This is a genomic window from Pseudoalteromonas sp. APC 3224 (genome assembly GCF_030407535.1).
GTDB lineage: Bacteria > Pseudomonadota > Gammaproteobacteria > Enterobacterales > Alteromonadaceae > Pseudoalteromonas.
The window spans coordinates 1-19,759 of sequence record NZ_JASDDF010000003.1 but is presented as its reverse complement, the minus strand read 5'-3'; the positions used below and the strand labels follow the sequence as shown (position 1 = coordinate 19,759).

Sequence of the window (19,759 nt, the reverse complement as noted above, 5' to 3'; positions counted from 1 at the left end):
TTTATTAATTAAGCTTTTATTTAAAGGCCTGCACGGTCTTTAATAATAGGGATTAAAGGTGAGCCCGCATGATTTGCCTCAGCCCAAGCAATATCTGCACCATCTTCAAGTGAGCTCTTCGATAAGTTTTTAACAATGTACTCGCCTGTATCAACTGCATTGCTTGCAACAGCGTGACGCAATAAGTTATTACCATTACAAAAAACTGCATCATAGATATTACGAACTTTCACACGTGAACTTTTTAATTTGCTACGTAGACGGTTTTTATCATCACCAGCAATGTATTCACAAACTGAAACAGCTAACTGGTCATTAGCGCTTGCAGGCGCAGTATAAGCAAACGAACCCGCTGCAATAGCAGCAATTACAACTAGTTTCGGTAATTTAATCATTGATTGGACACCCTATATTAATGCTTTTTTCGTACTCGACTGTTTAATATTGTACCAACACGCTCAGATTTTGGCAATAATGTTAAGAGACTTTATTCAAAGTTACGAATTTATAACTATATTTATTTTTCTCATCAGGCGCCATCAACATTTCATCTTCAATTTGCCAATTTGCAACACTTTGGTAATCAGGAAACTGTGTATCCCCTTCTACATCTAAGTCTATAAAGGTTAGATATAAGCGATGTGCTTGCTCTAAGAACTGTTGATAGATGTTTCCACCACCAATAATCATCACTTCGGCAATATCATTAACAAGCTCAAGTGCAGCTTCAGGAGTAGTTACAGTTTCAATTCCTGGTGCTTGATATTCAGTATTGCGAGTAATAATAATATTACGACGTCCAGGTAGCGGCCTACCTATCGATTCAAATGTTTTACGCCCCATAATAACGGGCTTACCAGAAGTTACTTTTTTAAAGTGCTGAAGGTCGCCAGGTAAGTGCCATGGCATTTTATTATCTAAGCCAATGACACGATTGTTTGCCATTGCTGCAATCATTGAAATTATCACACTAAATACCCAATACTTTATTATTAATCAAAGAAAAAGGAGCGTTAGCTCCTTTCAAATATATACAATTATAGTTAACGCTCGTAGACAACTTCTACGTCGTAATCATCTTCATCCCAATCATCCCAGTCATCATCATCGCCTTTAGTGGCTTTTTGATGGTAGGTATCCCACTTAAATTCAACTTCTTCATCTGCAACTTCAACAAATTTTTCTTTAGGCATGTTATCAAGTAGCGTCATGATGTCGTGAATTAATGGCTGAGTATTTAATTTATTAATTGCAGCAATACTATAAGTATTTTCAGACTCACCTAACTCTTCTGCAATTTGCTCACATAGAGCTTTGGCTTCATCTTCAGGCAATAAATCAATTTTATTAAATACCAACCAGCGCGGCTTTTCAGCAAGCTTAGGACTGTACTGATGTAGCTCATTGATGATTGCAAAAGCATTATCAACAGGATTTGAGCCATCAACTGGCATAACATCAATAATGTGTAATAACACACGACAGCGCTCTAAATGCTTTAAGAAACGAATACCTAAGCCTGCGCCGTCCGATGCACCTTCAATTAAGCCAGGAATATCGGCGATGACAAATGACTTATTTGCTTCAGGACGAACAACACCTAAATTGGGGATAAGCGTAGTGAATGGATAATCTGCTACTTTTGGTTTTGCAGCCGATACACTGCGAATAAAGGTTGATTTACCGGCATTAGGTAAACCCAGTAAACCTACATCAGCGAGTAGCATTAGCTCTAATTTAAGGTTACGCACTTCCCCAGGTGTTCCGAGTGTTTTTTGACGTGGGGCACGGTTAGTACTTGATTTAAAACGCGCATTCCCCAAGCCATGGAAACCGCCTTTTGCAACCACAATTCGTTGACCATCTTGGGTTAAATCCCCTAATGATTCTTGCGTATCAACATCAATGATACGTGTACCTACCGGCACTTTTACAATCAGATCTTCACCTTTTTTACCGGTACAATTACGGCTTTGACCGTTAGTACCACGTTCTGCTCTATGAAAACGCTCAAATTGATAGTCAATAAGGGTATTTAAGTTTTCATCAGCTTGTAGATAAACACTACCACCGTCTCCACCGTCACCGCCATCAGGTCCACCATCTGGAACATATTTCTCACGACGAAAAGACACGATGCCGCTGCCACCGTCACCAGCTTCTGCGCGAATTTCTACTTCATCTACAAACTTCATGATTACTCACTTTAGGGATTGGCTTGTTAATAACTCTATTATATACCTAAGTGGCCTATAGAGCACACTGAGCATAAAAACACTTGGGTATATATTTAGAGCTGCCTAAAACAAAAAACCCCGCAAAGGCGGGGTTTTTAACTACCTTACTGATTACTCAGCTACGATAGTTACGTATTTACGGTTTAAAGGACCTTTCTGTTCAAACTGAACTTTACCATCTGCTTTTGCAAAGATAGTGTGGTCTTTACCGATACCTACGTTTGCGCCTGGGTGGAAACGAGTTCCACGCTGACGAACAATGATGCTACCCGCTAGAACTGATTCGCCACCAAAACGCTTAACACCTAGGCGTTTGCTTTCTGAATCGCGACCGTTACGAGTACTACCAGCTGCTTTTTTATGTGCCATTTCTAAGTACCTCTAATTAAGCGCTAATGCTAGTGATTTTAACTTCAGTGAACCATTGACGATGGCCCATTTGCTTACGAGAATGCTTACGGCGTCTAAATTTAACAACCTTAATTTTCTCACCGCGACCGTGTGAAACAACCTCAGCTGTTACTTTACCACCGTTTACGAACGGTACACCAATCTCGATCTTCTCACCATCAGCAACTAAAAGTACTGAATCAAATTCCACTGCCGCACCAGTTTCAACGTCTAATTTTTCAAGACGAATCGTTTGACCTTCAGTCACACGATGCTGTTTACCACCACTTTGGAAAACCGCGTACATAATTAACTCCGTCTGTGCACCCTCAAATCGGCGCAACTAAAATATTCTTCGATAGGGCGCGAAGTTTACGCTAACGCGAAATAACTAGCAAGCCTATTTTTATAATTAAATGAATAAAAAGTAGCTACATTGAGGGTAATTCAATATTTCCCCTATTTTATATGAAAATCCCCCTTTGCCAAGCGCTTTTTAACGGTTACAGAAAATAAATTTGTAATAACAAAGCAAGCCCATGTAGTTCAATTAACCGCCAGGGATGATTCAAAATTAAACCACGCCGTTTAATCATTTATTCAGCTAGTTAATAGGTCATTTAACCTACTTAAGGGTGTTTTTTTAAGGAATCATCACAAAATATCGAGCTGATGCGTTTTTTGTTGTACAATCTGCGCCGTTCACACATTAAAATTGGCTCGGAGATCAATGGATATAAAAGCTATCCAGGCGTTAATCGAAAGCGATATGAATGACGTCAATCAACTAATACATGCGCAAATGCGCTCAGATGTGGCGTTAGTTAATCAACTTGGTTTGTATATTGTTAACAGCGGTGGCAAACGTGTTCGCCCCATGTTAGCTATTTTGGCGGCTAAAGCGCTAGGTTACCAAGGCAAAGATCACATTACGCTAGCAACAATTATTGAATTTATTCATACCGCAACGCTTTTACATGACGATGTGGTAGATGAATCTAACTTGCGCCGTGGCACACCCACAGCAAATGCCGAGTTTGGTAATGCCGCAAGTGTCCTCGTGGGAGACTTTATTTATACTCGCTCGTTTCAGCTAATGGTAGGCCTTGGTAAAATGCAGATAATGCAAGTGTTGGCCGATGCAACCAATATTATTGCTGAAGGCGAAGTGCTGCAATTAATGAACTGTAATGACCCAGATACTACTGAAGCCAGTTATATGCAGGTTATTTACTCTAAAACCGCTAAGTTATTTGAAGCTGCAACCGGGCTAGCTGCCATTATAACTGAGCAAGATGACAGTGTATTAAACGCACTCAATTTGTACGGTATGCATTTAGGCACTGCCTTTCAGTTGGTGGATGATGTTTTAGATTACAACGCCGATGCCGACCAACTGGGTAAAAACATTGGTGATGACTTAGCTGAAGGCAAACCTACATTACCACTAATTTATGCCATGCAACACGGTAGCGAGCATCAAACACAGTTAATAAGAGATGCAATAGAGCACTGTAATGGTATGGCGCATCTAGATGAGATACTCGCTGCACTTAAACATACCAATGCCCTTGAGTTCACTATGCAAAAAGCAGAGCAAGAAGCAGAGAAAGCGATTGCTTGTTTAGATTGCTTAGCTGAGTCGAATTACAAGCAAGCATTAATTAGCTTAGCTAGAATAGCGGTTGATCGCGACCACTAAGTTATACTGTGTAGATAATTCCGAGCAATAAAAAAGCCTGCAAGTGCAGGCTTTTTTATGGGTTAATTTTGGCTATTACGCCATAAAATCAACACCTTCTTTAATGTCTTTTTTCAGAGTTTCAAGCATGTCATTTTTTGCTTGCTCTTCAAATGCGCTTAGAGTGCCGTAAGAAAGAATTTCTTCTACGCCATTTTTACCTAAACGTACTGGATGTGCGAAGTACTCTGCATCGCCATTTTCAACAGCAACGTATGCATAATCTACAACGTCTTCACCTTGTAAGCCTTTAACTAAAGACATACAAAAACGTGCAGCAGCAGCACCCATTGATAATGTTGCAGAACCACCGCCCGCTTTAGCATTAACTACTTCAGTACCCGCGTTTTGGATACGTGGAGTCAGTGCAGCCACTTCTTCATCAGTGAAAGTAACACCTTCAACTTGAGAAAGTAACGGTAGGATAGTTGTGCCTGAGTGGCCACCAATTACTGGAACTTTAACGCTTGCTACGTCAACGCCTTTAAGCTCAGCAATGAACGCTTCAGAACGGATCACATCGAGTGTTGTAATACCGAATACACGTTTAGCATCATAAGTACCTGCTTTTTTAAATACTTCAGCAACAATTGGTACAGTGCCGTTAACTGGGTTAGTAATAATACCCACAAGCGCTTTAGGACAGTTAGCAACAATGCCTTCTGCTAGTGTTTTGATGATACCAGCGTTAACATTAAATAAATCAGCACGATCCATACCTGGCTTACGTGGCATACCCGCTGGAATAAGAACGATATCACAGCCTGTTAGTGCCTTATCTAAATCGTCTGCACCAAAACCTGCAACTTTAACATCTGTTGGGATGTGAGAAAGGTCAACAGCAACACCAGGAACTACTGGCGCAACATCATATAGTGATAATTCAGAGCCAGCTGGTAAGCCTGTTTTTAATAATAAAGACAACGCTTGACCGATACCGCCTGCAGCACCTAATACAGCAACTTTCATTGGAATTCTCCGTGATTTGAGGTAGGAAATATTTGTGGTTCATAAGATAAAGAAATTAACGACTAAAAACAAATTTATCCTGCTTATTTTAGCTATATTTTCGACCATAGTTGTAAACTTTGCTGTTTAAACGCAGCAAAATGGCAACTTAAGCAAACATCTGCTGCATAATTATGCATTTTTGTGTAGAATTTGCAGTATCTATTACATAACTAATTAGACACTATGCAACCACAAGATAAACAAGAAGCATTGGTTAAAGCCTTTAAAGCACTTTTAAAAGAAGAAAACTTTGGCTCACAAGGCGAAATAGTTGATGCGTTAAAAGAGCAAGGCTTTGATAATATTAGCCAGAGTAAAGTGTCGCGAATGTTAAGTAAGTTTGGCGCGGTACGCACCCGTAATGCAAAACAAGAAATGGTATACTGTTTACCCGCTGAAATGGGGGTACCAACCGCTAAGAGCCCGTTGCGCCAGCTCGTTATTGATATTATGCATAACGAAATGATGATTATTATTCGCACCAGCCCTGGAGCTGCTCAACTCATTGCGCGTTTACTTGACTCATTAGGCAAAGCTGATGGCGTATTAGGCACTATTGCCGGCGATGATACTATTTTTATAGCACCAGCTAAAATCTCAGAAATAGACCTCACACTAGAGCGTGTTCGTATTTTATTTGATACGGTTTAATCACTAACGCTGTAATAAAGACGGCTATGAATAATACATAGCCGTTTTGTAATTGTTATAACTGCTTTAAAAATCGTACTGAGGGGGCAAAAAATGCAGAGCCCATATCCGCCTGAGTAAAATCAAGCCAGTGATCATAATTCTCTCCCTGCCCTAGTCGGCTAGTTAGCACTTTTTCGAATGCATCCCCTTTAGCAGAGCACGTAATCACTAACATACCTTGCTCATACACATCGCCATAAGGCATGCTTTGGTTAAGTAACAGTGCCTGACCTTGTTCGTCTTTTAATTCACTGCGGGTCGCATGGCTGCTCTCAAGTGCGGGGCTGAGTAAGGTATTATCAAGGCGTGTGCGACCCATTATTTGCTCTTGTTCATGTAATGACAAATGCTGCCACAAGCTCAAGTCATGTTTGAAGCGCTGCACATGAATGTAACTACCTTGGTCTTCAAAACTATCCGGTTTGTTTATTAATGCCGTTACACGCTTTTGACGGCCATGTGGGGTATCGCCCGCATAAATAAAGCCATTAAAATCACGGCCATCTAAAAAGCGAAAATTACGAATTTGCTCCACCAGCTCAACATCAGGGGTGAATAGTTTGAGTATTTGTAGTGCAAACAAATGATTCACGTCTTCTCTGTCTGAGCGGATTTGCACAAACAAATCACATGGCCTTGCACTCATAACAAAGTCGCTATGGGTAATATTAGGAAAGCTTTGCAGCTCACTTGGCATGAAGTCAGGTAAAATATGTGGCCAATATTGCGCACCAATTGCCACCATGCAAGAAAGCATAGATTCAGAAAACTGATCACTAAACTCATCTTCAATATCGCTCACTTTTTTAAGCTTAGCGCGAAGTGATTCGTCGTGACCGTCAAGTACATTAAAAAATAAGTGCAAACCGTGTAAGTTTGCTTCAGCACAAATCCCTGATTGCGCTTGCACCATTGTTATTCCTTACTTTTTAGAGCAAAACACAGTGATTAATTACGATTCAAAAAAATTCACAGTGTGCGGTTTTATTTTTATTATAACCTGTTCATTAATTTCAAATGACTGGCCATACTGAGCTGCAACTTCTATTTCTTGTTCAGCAATAACCACAGTGTATACATAGGCAGAGCCGATGAAACGACTACTTAGTATTGTAACGCACTCACACTGCAGCAGCTCGTTATTGTTATTAGTGGCAAGCTCAAGCTGGTGTGGACGCACATAAATAACCCCCTTTTCAGCCACTGCGTGTTGCTGTGGCAGTATTGACTTAACCACACCAAACTGCGTTTCATATTCAGTGGCTGTTAATGCAGTTGCGCTTAAGTATATGCCCTGACCCAGAAATTCTGCAACCTCCTTTGAACTTGGTTTAGCAAAAAGCTGTTCTGGGGTGCCTTGCTGCGCAATTTTACCTTGGTGCATAACCGCAAGTGTATCTGAAAATGCAAACGCCTCTTCTTTTGAGTGAGTAACAAATACTGCCGACACTTGTTGAGCTTTAATAATACGTCTTATATCAGCGATTAACTCAAATCGGACTTGGGTATCAATATTAGAAAACGGCTCATCTAACAATAGTAAGCTGGGTTTATAAGCTAATGCACGCGCAATCGCTACCCGTTGCTGTTGACCACCAGAGAGTTGATGTGGGTATCTATCGGCACAACCAACCAAGTGCACAAGTTTTAACATTTCATCCACGCGAGCCTGTTTATCCGTTTTGCTCATACCGCTTAGACCAAAGCCAATATTATTCGCCACCGTTAAATGTGGGAATAATGCGTAGTCTTGAAACATCATGCCAATATTACGATGCTCTGGTGACACAAACGTATTGGCGTCACTGACTAACTTTCCATCAATAAATACCTGTCCTTGTTTGGCTTCAATTAACCCTGCAATGGCTTTAAGCGTGGTGGTTTTGCCGCAGCCACTGGCACCGAGTAAACACACTATTTCGTCTTTACCTAAGGTTAAGTCTAAATCATCTACAACCTTAGTCCCGTTATATGCATAGCTTACACCTTGTAAAATCAAACTACTCATTTAACTACGTTGCTCCATTGAACGGTTAATAAAATATAACGGAATAAAACCTACCACCACTATAAATAAAGCTGATATGGAGGCCAGCTCTAATTGTTCGTCGCTAACATATTGAAACACGTGCGTAGCTAAACTTTCGAAATCAAAAGGCCTTAACAGTAAGGCTGCGGGCAGCTCTTTCATACACTCAATAAAGACCAATAAACCAGCGGTTAATAAGCCTCGGCGTAATAAAGGCAAATGCACTAAGCGTAATGTGCGGCCTTGGCTTTTCCCCATTGACTGACTTGCCATATCAAGCGAGGGGCTAATACGTGAAAAACTTGATTCTATGGCACCATGAGCCACGGCGTAAAACCTCACTATATAAGCAAAAATAATAGTGAGTAAGCTGCCAGTCAGTAATAGACCAATATCTAAATCATAAGGAGTCAGAATGCGGTTAATGGTATTTTCTAATAATGTGAGTGGCAACAATACCGCAATCGCTAATACTGTACCTGGTAACGCATACCCCGTACTTGCTAAACGCCCAGGTATAAGTGGGTTTGCTTGTTTTGCAATGCGCTGATAAAACACCACTAAAACACTCAGTGTTATCGTCACTGCACTCACTACTGCGGCCACTTTTAAACTTTGCCATGCATAGCTAAAAAATTCACTATTCCACGCTTGGTCAAAATACATCACTGCATATTTAAGTAATACAAACATAGGAATAATAAATGAGATTATTAAAATAAGGCTACAAAATCCCGTTGCTAACCATGCAGACTTACCTTTTAGGATATAAAGCGCCTCACTGTTCACACTTGACTGACGCTCAAATACAGCTTGGTTACGACGGCTAAAACGCTCGGTGATCAATGCTAAGAACAGCAGTAACAACATCACCCCTGAAATTTTTGCTGCTGCAGTTAATGAATAATAACCAAACCAGGTATCGTATACTGCGGTGGTTAGTGTACTGACCGCAAAGTAGCTAACGGTAGCAAAATCAGCCATAGTTTCCATACTGATCAAAGCCAGCGCAGCAACAATAGCACCACGAGAAAGCACTAGGCTTACTTTAAAAAAGCTTTTCCATGCACTTAATCCCATTAATTGGCTTGCTTGGACTAACTTAAAGGACTGTTCACGTAGTGCAGTTTTAAAAATTAAATATAAATACGGGTAGAGTACCAGCGCAATCATGATGATAGCCCCTGGCAAAGTGCGTATATCAAAAAACCAGTAATCACTGGGTGATTGCCAACCAAACCACTCTCTTAGTGTTATTTGTACCGGCCCCGCGTAGTCGAGTAAATCGGTGTACACATAAGCAATAATATAGGTAGGCATGGCAAGTGGCAGCATCAGTGCCCATTCAAACTGTTGTTTGCCAGGAAAACGGCAATAAGCGGTGAGCCAACCCAGTGGCAACGCAATCAGGCAGCTAAGTAACCCTACACCTAAAACCAGCAATACGGTATTACTTATATAGTCCCACAGCACGGTATTCCACAGGTGGGTAAATACCTCTGAGTCGCCTTGTAAAGATTCTACTAGCAGAAAAAACAACGGGGTCGACAGTAATAACCCTGTCGACCACGCAATAAGCTGCCACTTCGACAGCTGAAATTTATAAGTCATTAAAGATCGAACTTCACCTCATCAATTAGCTTAAGGGCTAATGGACGATATTTGCTAATTTCATCAAGCGGTAAGCTGTCTTCCTTAAAGCTTCCCCACGATGCAACCAAACTTGAAAGCTTAACACCTGGCTTGACCGGATACTCCATATTGAGCGAGGCATACATATTTTGCGCCTTATTGTCGGTCATATACTCTATGAGTTTCAAGGCATTTTCAGGGTTTTTAGCATACTTAGTAATTACCGCACCCGATACGTTAATATGCGAACCACGGTTAGTTTGGTTTGGAAAGTTAATATTAACCGCATCTGCCCACGGTTTTTGCGCTTCATCTTGCAACATTTTACCTAAGTAGTAACTGTTACCTAAAGCTAAATTACATAAACCTTCTTTAACGGCTTTAACTTGCGCACGGTCATTTCCCTGCGGCTTACGCGCTAAATTAGCTTTTACACCCTCAAGCCATGTTTTAGTCTGGACTTCACCATGATGAGCAATCATAGAAGCAACTAACCCTAAATTATAAGGGTGTTTACCAGAGCGAGTACAAATTTGACCTTTATATTCAGGTTCGGCTAAATCTTCATAACTCAGCTCAGGTAATGGACCTAAACGCTCTTTTGAAGAGTAAACATTTCGCACTCGCTTAGTGAGCGCCACCCACTGACCATCGCCATCACGAAATGCAGCCGGCACATTCTTATTAACCTTCTCGCTATCAATAGTTTGCGTTAGCTTTAGCTCTTCTAATTGAATTAACGCACTAAAGTTAGACGTTAAAACTAAATCTGCTTTGCTGTGCTTGCCTTCACGCTTAACACGCTCGATTAGGCCTTTTTTAGCAAACACAACATTAGTTTTAATGCCTGTTTGCTGTGTAAAATCATCTAAAATAGGTTTAATTAAAAAAGGTTGTCTAAATGAGTAAATATTCACAACATCGGTTGCAACAGCAGGTGCTGAGATAATTAGTCCAACGACAAGCGCTAGTGTTTTTTTCATATTTTCTTACCTGACTAATAATTATTATCATTAATTTTACCGCGATGAACTAAAAAGTGCACACTTTATATAATTACTTAGTGATAAATACGCCCAAAAAAGAAAACCCTTGTAAGATATCTCTTACGCTTATGGCAGTAAATGAGTAAAAACACCCTGCATAACACCCCATAAATACAGCAAGCCATTGTATTTTAAATAATTTATAAATATTTCATTTGTAAGAACATAAACCATAAGCGCTTTTATCCTACATTTACTGCAAATCACTCTCTATAATTAACCCATAAATAAGCAACGACGCTTACCGAGTAAATGGAAACGGATTAACTACTCGAATACCAAGGTTTGGTTTTTAGGATAACAGGGATTTAAGGACAGGCTCAGGATGAGTATCGCAATGGATTGTTGCACAAGGGATAGCATCAGGATGATGCATAATGGATAACAACAGCGGAATAGTTGTTTATAAAGGATAGGGAACAAAAAGGACAGGCCTTAAAGGCAACACAACGGAATGGTAACAAAGGGAATGCACTCGGATGTGCAATAAGGATTGGTAATAGATTTTACCTTACAGGATGTTTTAGGGATTTATGGAGACAGGCCCGGATAGCCTATATTACATAGAACTAGAAAGTAATATTGTAATAACACGGATCGTAAAAATTGGAGTTGATTAGGTTCAATTGCAGGATGCAACAAAGTTAGAAGATTCCGCAAGCGCGACTAGAGATGGTTCGCGCTTTTCTTTTGCCTGAAAGTCAGCGGTCAGCCAAGTTATATATGTTTAGGCTATACTCAAGCGTCAAATTCAGCTTTTTCGTATTAATACCCTGCACTTTATTCGGGCCTGCCTTTGTTACGCTTACCAAGTAAATAAGCGTCGCGAAACTTAATAAAATGCTGTTCTAATTTAGTGCTCGCATCAACTTCACCAGCCAATGCTAATACCATAATAGCCACTTCTGCCGTACCTAACTGATGAGCATGAGGCGCTACACGTAATCGGTAATCAGAGAGTTTTTCTGCGGTAATAGAAAGCACAGGTAAGTTATCTAAATAAGGACTCTTACGAATCATTTTTTTAGCTTCTCGCCATGTACCATCTAAAAATATAAACAATGGCTGTTTACCTGCATGCGTTTCAACCTGGGTTACCACCCTATCAGTTTCAACATCTTCAGCCGGAAAAATCACAAAAGGCTGATATTTATCATTATTCAATAATGCTAATAAAGCAGGATCTGGGGAGGTTCTATCCCAACGAAACGCATGATTATCAGGGATAATTTCAGCAATTAAACGCCCTGTATTAGACGGTTTAAAACTTTCATTGTGATACATAAGTAAACATACCGCAGCGTTGCAGCTTGCGTACTCAGCGCCCTCACAAATACAGTAATGCTTGGCAATTAGGCATTGCTCACAGCGATCCATTTTTCCACCACGGGCATTAAACTCACGTCGAGATTCACTTATTTGCTGGGCACGTAATGCTAAAACTGAATTTTTTAAACTCTGGGTCACTGTGGGTATTTACCTATAAATTGATGGCTGCGCATTGTAGCTAAAATAAAAGAAATTAGATATCAGCTATCAGCTATCAGCTATCAGCTATCAGCTATCAGCTATCAGCTATCAGCTATCAGCTACAAAATTTTGCTCATATTAACTTAAGTGTCAAGGGAGCTTGTCTTTACTGACGGCTGACGGCTATAAAAACAAAAAACCCAAGCCTCGGCTTGGGTTTTTTATCGCGATTAACTAAAAGAAATTACTTCTTCTTTTTAACTGCTTTTTTGTTTGGTAAATCAGTGATTGAACCTTCAAAAATTTCAGCAGCAAGGCCGATTGATTCGTTCAATGTTGGGTGAGCATGAATTGTTAGCGCTAGGTCTTCACCATCTGCACCCATTTCAATACCTAGACCGATTTCGCCCAGCATTTCGCCTGCGTTAATACCAATCATAGCACCACCGATAATACGGCCGCTTTCTTTATCAAAAATAAGCTTAGTAGAACCTTCAGTACGTGAAGAAGCAATAGCACGACCCGATGCAGCCCAAGGGAATACAGCTGTTTCAATGCTTAAACCTTGCTCTTTCGCTTCTTTTTCAGTTACACCCGCCCATGCAATTTCAGGGTCAGTATAAGCAATTGAAGGAATACACTTAGGATCAAAGTAATGTTTTTGACCAGAGATAACTTCTGCTGCAACATGGCCTTCATGAACCGCTTTATGCGCAAGCATAGGCTGACCCACTAAGTCACCAATCGCAAAAATATGTTCCACGTTAGTACGTAATTGCTTATCAACGTTAATAAAACCACGCTCATCAACATTTACACCCGCTTTATCAGCGTCTAACATGTTACCATTTGGTGTACGACCTACAGCAACAAGTACTTTGTCGTAACGTACTGGCTCTGCCGGTGCATTTTTGCCTTCAAACGTAACATATAAACCGTCGTCTTTTGCTTCAACGCCAGTTACTTTAGTTGAAAGCATTACATTAAACTTGTCTTTAACATGCTTTTGGTAAATTTTAATGATGTCTTTATCAGCAGCAGGAACAAGTTGGTCTGCAAATTCTACAACATCAATTGCAGAACCTAGTGCACGGTAAACCGTACCCATTTCAAGACCGATAATACCACCACCTAAAACAAGTAGCTTTTCAGGAACATCTTTAAGCTCTAGCGCGCCCGTTGAATCAATAACGCGATCATCCTCAGGGATGAAAGGTAAGTTTACAGGTTTAGAACCCGCAGCAATAATTGCGTTATCAAAGGTAATGGTTGTTTTACCGTCAGCGCCTTCAACATCTAAAGTGTTGCTACCAGTAAATTTACCGTAACCAGATACAACTTTTACTTTACGCATTTTAGCCATGCCGTCTAAGCCACCTGTAAGCTGGCCAACAACAGAGTCTTTCCAAGAACGAACTTCATCTAAGTCAATTTTTGGTGCGCCAAAAGTAACGCCGTGAGATGACATTTCTGCAGCATCATCAATCACTTTAGCTACGTGTAAAAGTGCTTTAGAAGGAATACAACCAACATTAAGACATACACCGCCTAATGTCTCGCGAGATTCTACTAATGTAACTTCTAAGCCCAAGTCAGCAGCGCGAAAAGCCGCAGAGTAACCACCAGGACCACCGCCTAGTACAACAACTTGAGTTTTTAATTCGTTGCTCATGCTATTACCTTTATTGTTTGAACGGGACACAGCCCCAAAATTTAACTGCCATGTTTCTGCAAGGCAGAAAAGGGCATTTGTGCAAATATTGTATCATTGCAAATGATAAAAATCCCAGCTAAAAACAACTGGCTGGGATTTGATTTTACTCACTCTGTAGTGATCACATCACTAACTGGCGTATATCACTCATGTAACTTGCAAGAGTAACAGTAAAGCGTGCAGCAAGTGCACCGTCAATCACTCTATGGTCGTAAGACATTGAAAGTGGAACCATTAGCTTAGGCTCAAACTCTTTACCATTCCACTTAGGCTTCATTTCAGATTTTGACACACCTAAAATTGCCACCTCAGGCGCATTCACAATCGGCGTAAATGCCGTACCGCCAATGCCACCTAGGCTTGAAATAGTAAAACAACCACCTTGCATATCTGATGAACTTAACTTGCCATCACGCGCTTTAACAGATACTTCCATTAGTTCACGAGATAGTTCAATAATGCCTTTTTTATCAACATCTTTAAATACTGGTACAACTAAGCCATTTGGCGTATCAACCGCTACACCAATATTAATGTACTTTTTAAGGATTAAGCTTTCGCCATCCTCTGAAAGCGATGAGTTAAATGTAGGGAACTCAGCAAGCGCTTTAGCAGCTGCTTTCATTACAAATACTAATGGCGTAATTTTAACACCCAGCTTTTTCTTCTCGTTAAGGGCATTTTGCTCTTTACGGAACTGCTCAAGGCTCGTGATATCCGCTTCATCAAACTGGGTAACATGTGGGATTTGCACCCAGTTACGGTGTAAGTTTTTACCTGACAGCTTTTGAATACGAGAGAGTTTTTTCTCTTCTATTTCACCAAACTTAGCAAAATCAACTTTTGGCCATGGAATTAAACCAAGCTCACCGCCACCAGCATTGCCTTTAGCTGCTGATACTTGACCAGACTCAACTTGCTTAACCAGTTGCTTAACATAGTTTTGCACGTCTTCTTTAACAACACGGTTTTTACGGCCCGTGCCTTTAACGTTGGCAAGGTTAATACCAAACTCACGTGCTAAACGGCGAACCACTGGAGATGCATGTGCATAAGCGCTATTGTTTTCAAAGCTTTCAGAGCTTGCTTTAGCAGATGATGCTGCTGATTTTGACTCAGCCTGAGCTGCCGGCTTAGATTCTGTTTTAGGCGCTGGTGCTGATTTTTCTGCAGGTGCTGCAGCTGGTGCACTACCCGCCACTTCAAATACAAAAATCAATGATCCCGTTTTAACTTTATCGCCAGTCGCTACTTTAATCTCTTTAACAGTACCTGCAAACGGCGCCGGTACTTCCATAGCTGCTTTGTCGCCTTCAACGTTTAAGATAGATTGCTCTTCTTCTACGCTATCGCCAACCGCAACCATCACTTCTGTTACTTCAACTTCGTCATCACCAATATCAGGCACGCTAACTTCTTTAGTGCTTGATGCCGATGCTTGTTCAGCAGGCTTCTCTTGTGCTTTTGAATCCGCTGCAGGGGCACTTTGGTTATCACCACCTGACACTTCAAAAACAAATACTAATGAACCCGTTTTCACTTTGTCACCAGTATTTACTTTAATTTCTTTTACTGTACCGGCAAAGGGTGCTGGTACTTCCATTGCCGCTTTGTCGCCTTCAACGTTTAAGATAGATTGCTCTTCTTCTACGCTATCACCAACTGCAACCATAATTTCAGTTACTTCAACTTCGTCATCACCAATATCAGGCACAGTGACTTCTTTGATTGATGAAGCCGATGACGCAGCAGGTGCTGCTTCATCGGTTTTTTCAGCTTCTTTAGAGTCAGCAGCAGAGTCTTGCGCTTCACCTTCAAAGATGAACACTAAAGTGCCTGTGGTAACAGTGTCACCCACATTTACTTTAATTTCTTTTACCGTACCGGCTTGTTCAGCAGGTACTTCCATCGCAGCTTTATCACCTTCAACACTTAATAGTGATTGGTCAACTTCAACTTTATCGCCAACGCTCACTAGTATTTCGGTTACTTCTACTTCATCGCCACCGATATCAGGTACTTTAATTTCAATACTCATTGCAAACCTCTTATGCGTACAGTGGATTTAGTTTGTTAGTGTCGATGTTGAATTTTTTAATTGCTTCAACAACCACTGACTTTTCAACTTCACCACGTTTAGCAAGTTCAGATAATGTCGCAACTACCACGTAGCTTGCGTTAACTTCAAAGTGACGACGTAGGTTTTCACGGCTGTCTGAACGACCGTAACCATCTGTACCCAATACTTTGTAGTTATTGCTTGGAATAAATGAACGCGCTTGTTCTGCGTAGTTTTTCATGTAATCCGTTGCAGCAACAGTTACTGAATCGTTTAATACGCTAGTGATGTATGGCGTTTTTTGCTCGCTTTCTGGGTTAAGCATGTTGAAACGTTCAACATCTTGTCCATCACGGGTAAGTTCATTGAATGAAGTTACTGAGTAAACATCAGACGCAATACCAAACTCTTCGCTTAAAATTGCCGCAGCTTTACGCACTTCAGTCATGATAGTACCTGAGCTTAATAGCTGTACGTTGGCTTTTTTACCTTCGTAGCTTTCTAGCTTGTAGATACCTTTACGAATACCTTCTTCAGCGCCTTCTGGCATTGCTGGCTGATGGTAATTTTCGTTCATTAGCGTTAGGTAGTAGTAAATATTTTCTTGCTCTTCACCGTACATACGACGAATACCGTCTTGCACGATAACCGCTACTTCAAATGCATAAGTAGGATCGTAAGAAATACAGTTAGGTACTGTGTTTGCAAGAATGTGGCTGTGGCCATCTTCATGTTGTAAGCCTTCGCCATTTAGCGTTGTACGACCCGCTGTAGCACCTAATAAGAAACCACGTGCTTGTTGATCCCCTGCCATCCATGCCATGTCACCAACACGTTGGAAACCAAACATAGAGTAGTAAATGTAGAATGGGATCATCGGTAAGTCGTTGGTGCTGTAAGATGTTGCAGCAGCAACCCATGACGACATTGCACCTAGCTCGTTAATCCCTTCTTGTAATACCTGCCCTGAGGTTGCTTCTTTGTAGTAAGAAACAATATCACGGTCTTGAGGGGTATAATTTTGGCCATGTGGGTTGTAAATACCGATTTGACGGAATAAACCTTCCATACCAAAAGTACGTGCTTCATCGGCAATAATTGGCACAATATTTTTACCAATACCTTTATCTTTTAATAAGATATTAAGTGCACGTACAAAGCCCATAGTGGTTGAAATATCACGTTTTTGCTCTTCAAGTAATGGCTTGAACGCATCTACTTCTGGTAACTGTAACTTTTCAGAGAACTTAGCAATACGTGTTGGCGTGTAACCTTGAAGCGCCTCACGACGTGCATGAAGGTACTTATACTCTGGAGAATCTTTTTCAAGCTCTAAGTATGGTAGCTCTTTTAATTGCTCTTCAGATACTAAATCATCTAAGCCTAAACGTGAGCGTAAGTGAGCCACATGCGACATATCCATTTTCTTAACTTGGTGCGCAATGTTTTTACCTTCAGCCGCTTCACCCATGCCGTAACCTTTTACTGTTTTAGCAAGGATCACTGTTGGACGACCTTTCGTCTCTTCTGCTTTTTTAAATGCAGCAAACAGTTTTGAAGGCTCATGACCACCGCGCTTAAGGGCGAAAATTTCTTCATCTGTCATATCAGCAACAAGTGCTGCTGTTTCTGGGTAACGACCAAAGAAATGTTCACGTACGTACGCGCCATCTTTCGCTTTATATGTTTGGTAATCACCATCAACAGTTTCGTTCATTAACTGTAGTAATTTACCTGTGGTGTCTTTAGCAAGCAGAATATCCCAACCGCTGCCCCAAACAAGTTTAATAACATTCCAGCCAGCGCCTTTAAATAGGCCTTCTAGCTCTTGAATGATTTTACCATTACCCATTACAGGGCCATCTAAGCGCTGTAGGTTACAGTTAACTAAGTAACATAGATTATCTAGCTTTTCACGGGCAGCAAAAGAAATAGCACCACGTGATTCTGGCTCATCCATTTCACCATCACCTAAAAACGCATATACACGTTGGTTTTTAGTGTCTTTTAAGCCACGGCCATCTAAATATTTTAAGAAACGTGCTTGGTAAATTGAAGAAATTGGACCTAAGCCCATAGATACTGTTGGGAACTGCCAAAACTCAGGCATTAATTTAGGATGAGGGTAAGAAGGTAGGCCTTTACCATCTACTTCCTGACGGAAATTATCAAGCTGTTCAGCACTTAAACGCCCTTCAACAAATGCACGCGCATAAATACCCGGAGAAATATGACCTTGGTAATAAACTAAATCGCCGCCATCAACATCATTTGGCGCTTTAAAGAAATGGTTAAAACACACTTCGTAAAATGCAGCAGACGATTGGTAAGACGCCATATGGCCGCCTAAGTCGAGATCTTTTTTCGATGCACGCAATACAATCATAATCGCGTTCCAGCGAATAATTGAACGAATACGGCGCTCAAGATTTACATCGCCAGGGTAGGCAGGCTCTTGATCAACCGGAATCGTATTAACGTAGTTTGTGTTAATGCCTGTTGGCATATCAACACCGTCTAAACGGGCTTGTTCTAACACTTGCTCAAGTAAAAACTGAGCTCGTTCAACACCTTCTTCGCGCACAACCGATTCAAGAGCTTGTAACCACTCTTGTGTTTCTAGCGCGTCTACGTCAATTTTATTGACTTCAGACATATGGAGGTTTCCTTATGTTTAAAATACTAATTTTATGTATTGAATACTTCACTGTTAACTCAAGTTAACAGTGAATGTACTTGCTTAATTTTGTTTGGTGCGTCTTAAACTACGTTCAATTCGCGAATGCTCTTTACCCGCTTCAAGCAATGCTTCTTCAATATAGGCTAAATGCGCATTACTCGCTAAGCGAGCTTGTTCAGGATTACCGTCAATCACTGCATCCATTAATAAGCGTCTATGCTCAGCTAATTGGCTGCTTATATCTGACTTTTTAAGTAATACCGTTAAATTTTGTAAAACATTCTGCTCAAGTAAGCTTTGCATCCCTCTTACTAAATGCAGTAACACTACGTTATGAGACGCCTCTGCGATGCAAAAATGAAAGTCATTAATCGCTTTGGCTTTTTGCTTTAATTCATCTTTAGCTAATGCAATCTGATCAAAGCTCTGTTTTACTTTTGCAAAATCGTTGCTTGTTCCGCGAAGTGCTGCGTAATAAGCCGCAATTCCCTCTAGCGCATGACGAAATTCTAATAAATCAAATTGCGATTCGGGGTGTTTACTGATCAAATCAAACAACGGATCAGTCAGCCCCTCTTCCAATTGATTTTTTACATACGTTCCACCACCTTGACGACGGGTTACAAGCCCTTTTGCCTCAAGCTTTTGAATGGCTTCACGCAACGACGGACGCGACACTTCAAATTGCTTAGCGAGTTCACGCTCCGGTGGTAACTTTTCTCCTGGTGCTAACGACCCCTCAAGAATCATGTTCTCAAGTTGTTGTAAAATAACATCAGATAATTTTGCCGCTTTAATTTTTAAAGACATCAATCAACGTCCGCGTTGTATAAGTGCTAGCAGCCCATTAAATAAGGCTTTTAACTGAATGACCTGACCAAAAGGTAAATTGGTCATACCAAATTTTTCCATACGTTATCAAAAACCGTAATTACTGTCAATTTACGGCAGTTTTAAAGCCCTAAGGCCAGCGTAACGTAATTTAAACAAAGTTCAAATAATACACAGATCACAGAGGGTAAAGAAAGGTTAATAAGATGAAAAACAAATGGTCAGA

The 19,759-nt window shown here is 40.7% G+C and carries 17 protein-coding genes; 2 read left to right on the top strand and 15 right to left on the bottom strand.

Annotated features, from left to right (window positions below; translation table 11 throughout):
• Positions 1-20 precede the first annotated feature (20 nt).
• The 5 genes from QL989_RS01995 to rplU all read right to left on the bottom strand — a co-directional run bounded on the left by QL989_RS01995 (position 21) and on the right by rplU (position 2,934).
• Complete coding sequence (locus tag QL989_RS01995) at positions 21-395, bottom strand: DUF3718 domain-containing protein (protein ID WP_010391650.1); 375 nt, start codon at positions 393-395, stop codon at positions 21-23.
• Between the two features lie 82 nt (positions 396-477).
• On the bottom strand, positions 478-969 hold the full coding sequence (gene folA / locus QL989_RS01990; protein WP_171039647.1) for a type 3 dihydrofolate reductase: 492 nt from the start codon (positions 967-969) through the stop codon (positions 478-480).
• A 74-nt stretch (positions 970-1,043) separates the two neighbouring features.
• Positions 1,044-2,195 (bottom strand): Obg family GTPase CgtA, encoded by a 1,152-nt coding sequence (cgtA, locus tag QL989_RS01985; RefSeq protein WP_138609008.1) that lies wholly within the window; start codon positions 2,193-2,195, stop codon positions 1,044-1,046.
• Positions 2,196-2,348: 153 nt separating this feature from the next.
• Positions 2,349-2,606 carry a 50S ribosomal protein L27 gene (rpmA, locus tag QL989_RS01980; RefSeq protein WP_008114963.1) on the bottom strand — a complete coding sequence of 86 codons (258 nt, stop codon included), beginning with the start codon at positions 2,604-2,606 and terminating at the stop codon, positions 2,349-2,351.
• A 16-nt stretch (positions 2,607-2,622) separates the two neighbouring features.
• Complete coding sequence (rplU, locus tag QL989_RS01975; protein ID WP_138609006.1) at positions 2,623-2,934, bottom strand: 50S ribosomal protein L21; 312 nt, start codon at positions 2,932-2,934, stop codon at positions 2,623-2,625.
• A gap of 423 nt (positions 2,935-3,357) precedes the next feature.
• Between rplU and ispB the strand changes: the two genes are divergently transcribed.
• Complete coding sequence (gene ispB, locus QL989_RS01970) at positions 3,358-4,329, top strand: octaprenyl diphosphate synthase (protein ID WP_138609004.1); 972 nt, start codon at positions 3,358-3,360, stop codon at positions 4,327-4,329.
• A gap of 75 nt (positions 4,330-4,404) precedes the next feature.
• Here the strand turns inward: ispB and mdh are convergent, their stop codons facing one another.
• The gene (mdh, locus tag QL989_RS01965) at positions 4,405-5,337 is read right to left on the bottom strand and encodes a malate dehydrogenase (RefSeq protein WP_008466462.1); all 933 of its coding nucleotides are present in this window, start codon (positions 5,335-5,337) and stop codon (positions 4,405-4,407) included.
• 225 nt (positions 5,338-5,562) lie between these two features.
• On the opposite strand from mdh, the gene argR reads away from it, so the two are divergent.
• Positions 5,563-6,030 (top strand): transcriptional regulator ArgR, encoded by a 468-nt coding sequence (gene argR, locus QL989_RS01960; RefSeq protein ID WP_008466460.1) that lies wholly within the window; start codon positions 5,563-5,565, stop codon positions 6,028-6,030.
• A 55-nt stretch (positions 6,031-6,085) separates the two neighbouring features.
• Here the strand turns inward: argR and QL989_RS01955 are convergent, their stop codons facing one another.
• The 9 genes from QL989_RS01955 to pdhR form a co-directional block, all read right to left on the bottom strand.
• Positions 6,086-6,985, bottom strand: a complete 900-nt coding sequence (locus QL989_RS01955; protein ID WP_290167798.1) for a Dyp-type peroxidase — start codon at positions 6,983-6,985, stop codon at positions 6,086-6,088.
• A 39-nt stretch (positions 6,986-7,024) separates the two neighbouring features.
• Positions 7,025-8,080, bottom strand: a complete 1,056-nt coding sequence (locus QL989_RS01950) for an ABC transporter ATP-binding protein (RefSeq protein WP_138764888.1) — start codon at positions 8,078-8,080, stop codon at positions 7,025-7,027.
• Entirely contained in the window at positions 8,081-9,712 is a 1,632-nt protein-coding gene (locus QL989_RS01945) for an iron ABC transporter permease (protein ID WP_036933451.1), read from the bottom strand.
• On the bottom strand, positions 9,712-10,716 hold the full coding sequence (locus tag QL989_RS01940; RefSeq protein ID WP_138608996.1) for a Fe(3+) ABC transporter substrate-binding protein: 1,005 nt from the start codon (positions 10,714-10,716) through the stop codon (positions 9,712-9,714). The genes QL989_RS01945 and QL989_RS01940 overlap by 1 nt, the downstream gene beginning before the upstream one ends.
• An 843-nt stretch (positions 10,717-11,559) precedes the next feature.
• Positions 11,560-12,246, bottom strand: coding sequence for a DTW domain-containing protein (locus QL989_RS01935; RefSeq protein ID WP_054201949.1), 687 nt, complete (start codon positions 12,244-12,246; stop codon positions 11,560-11,562).
• A 247-nt stretch (positions 12,247-12,493) separates the two neighbouring features.
• Positions 12,494-13,921, bottom strand: a complete 1,428-nt coding sequence (gene lpdA, locus QL989_RS01930; RefSeq protein ID WP_008114944.1) for a dihydrolipoyl dehydrogenase — start codon at positions 13,919-13,921, stop codon at positions 12,494-12,496.
• A 163-nt stretch (positions 13,922-14,084) separates the two neighbouring features.
• On the bottom strand, positions 14,085-16,001 hold the full coding sequence (gene aceF / locus QL989_RS01925) for a pyruvate dehydrogenase complex dihydrolipoyllysine-residue acetyltransferase (RefSeq protein ID WP_290167789.1): 1,917 nt from the start codon (positions 15,999-16,001) through the stop codon (positions 14,085-14,087).
• 10 nt (positions 16,002-16,011) lie between these two features.
• Positions 16,012-18,678: a pyruvate dehydrogenase (acetyl-transferring), homodimeric type gene (gene aceE, locus QL989_RS01920; RefSeq protein ID WP_069439827.1), complete on the bottom strand. Its 2,667-nt coding sequence runs from the start codon at positions 18,676-18,678 to the stop codon at positions 16,012-16,014.
• An 84-nt stretch (positions 18,679-18,762) separates the two neighbouring features.
• The gene (gene pdhR, locus QL989_RS01915; protein ID WP_008114937.1) at positions 18,763-19,512 is read right to left on the bottom strand and encodes a pyruvate dehydrogenase complex transcriptional repressor PdhR; all 750 of its coding nucleotides are present in this window, start codon (positions 19,510-19,512) and stop codon (positions 18,763-18,765) included.
• Between the last annotated feature and the right edge of the window lie 247 nt (positions 19,513-19,759).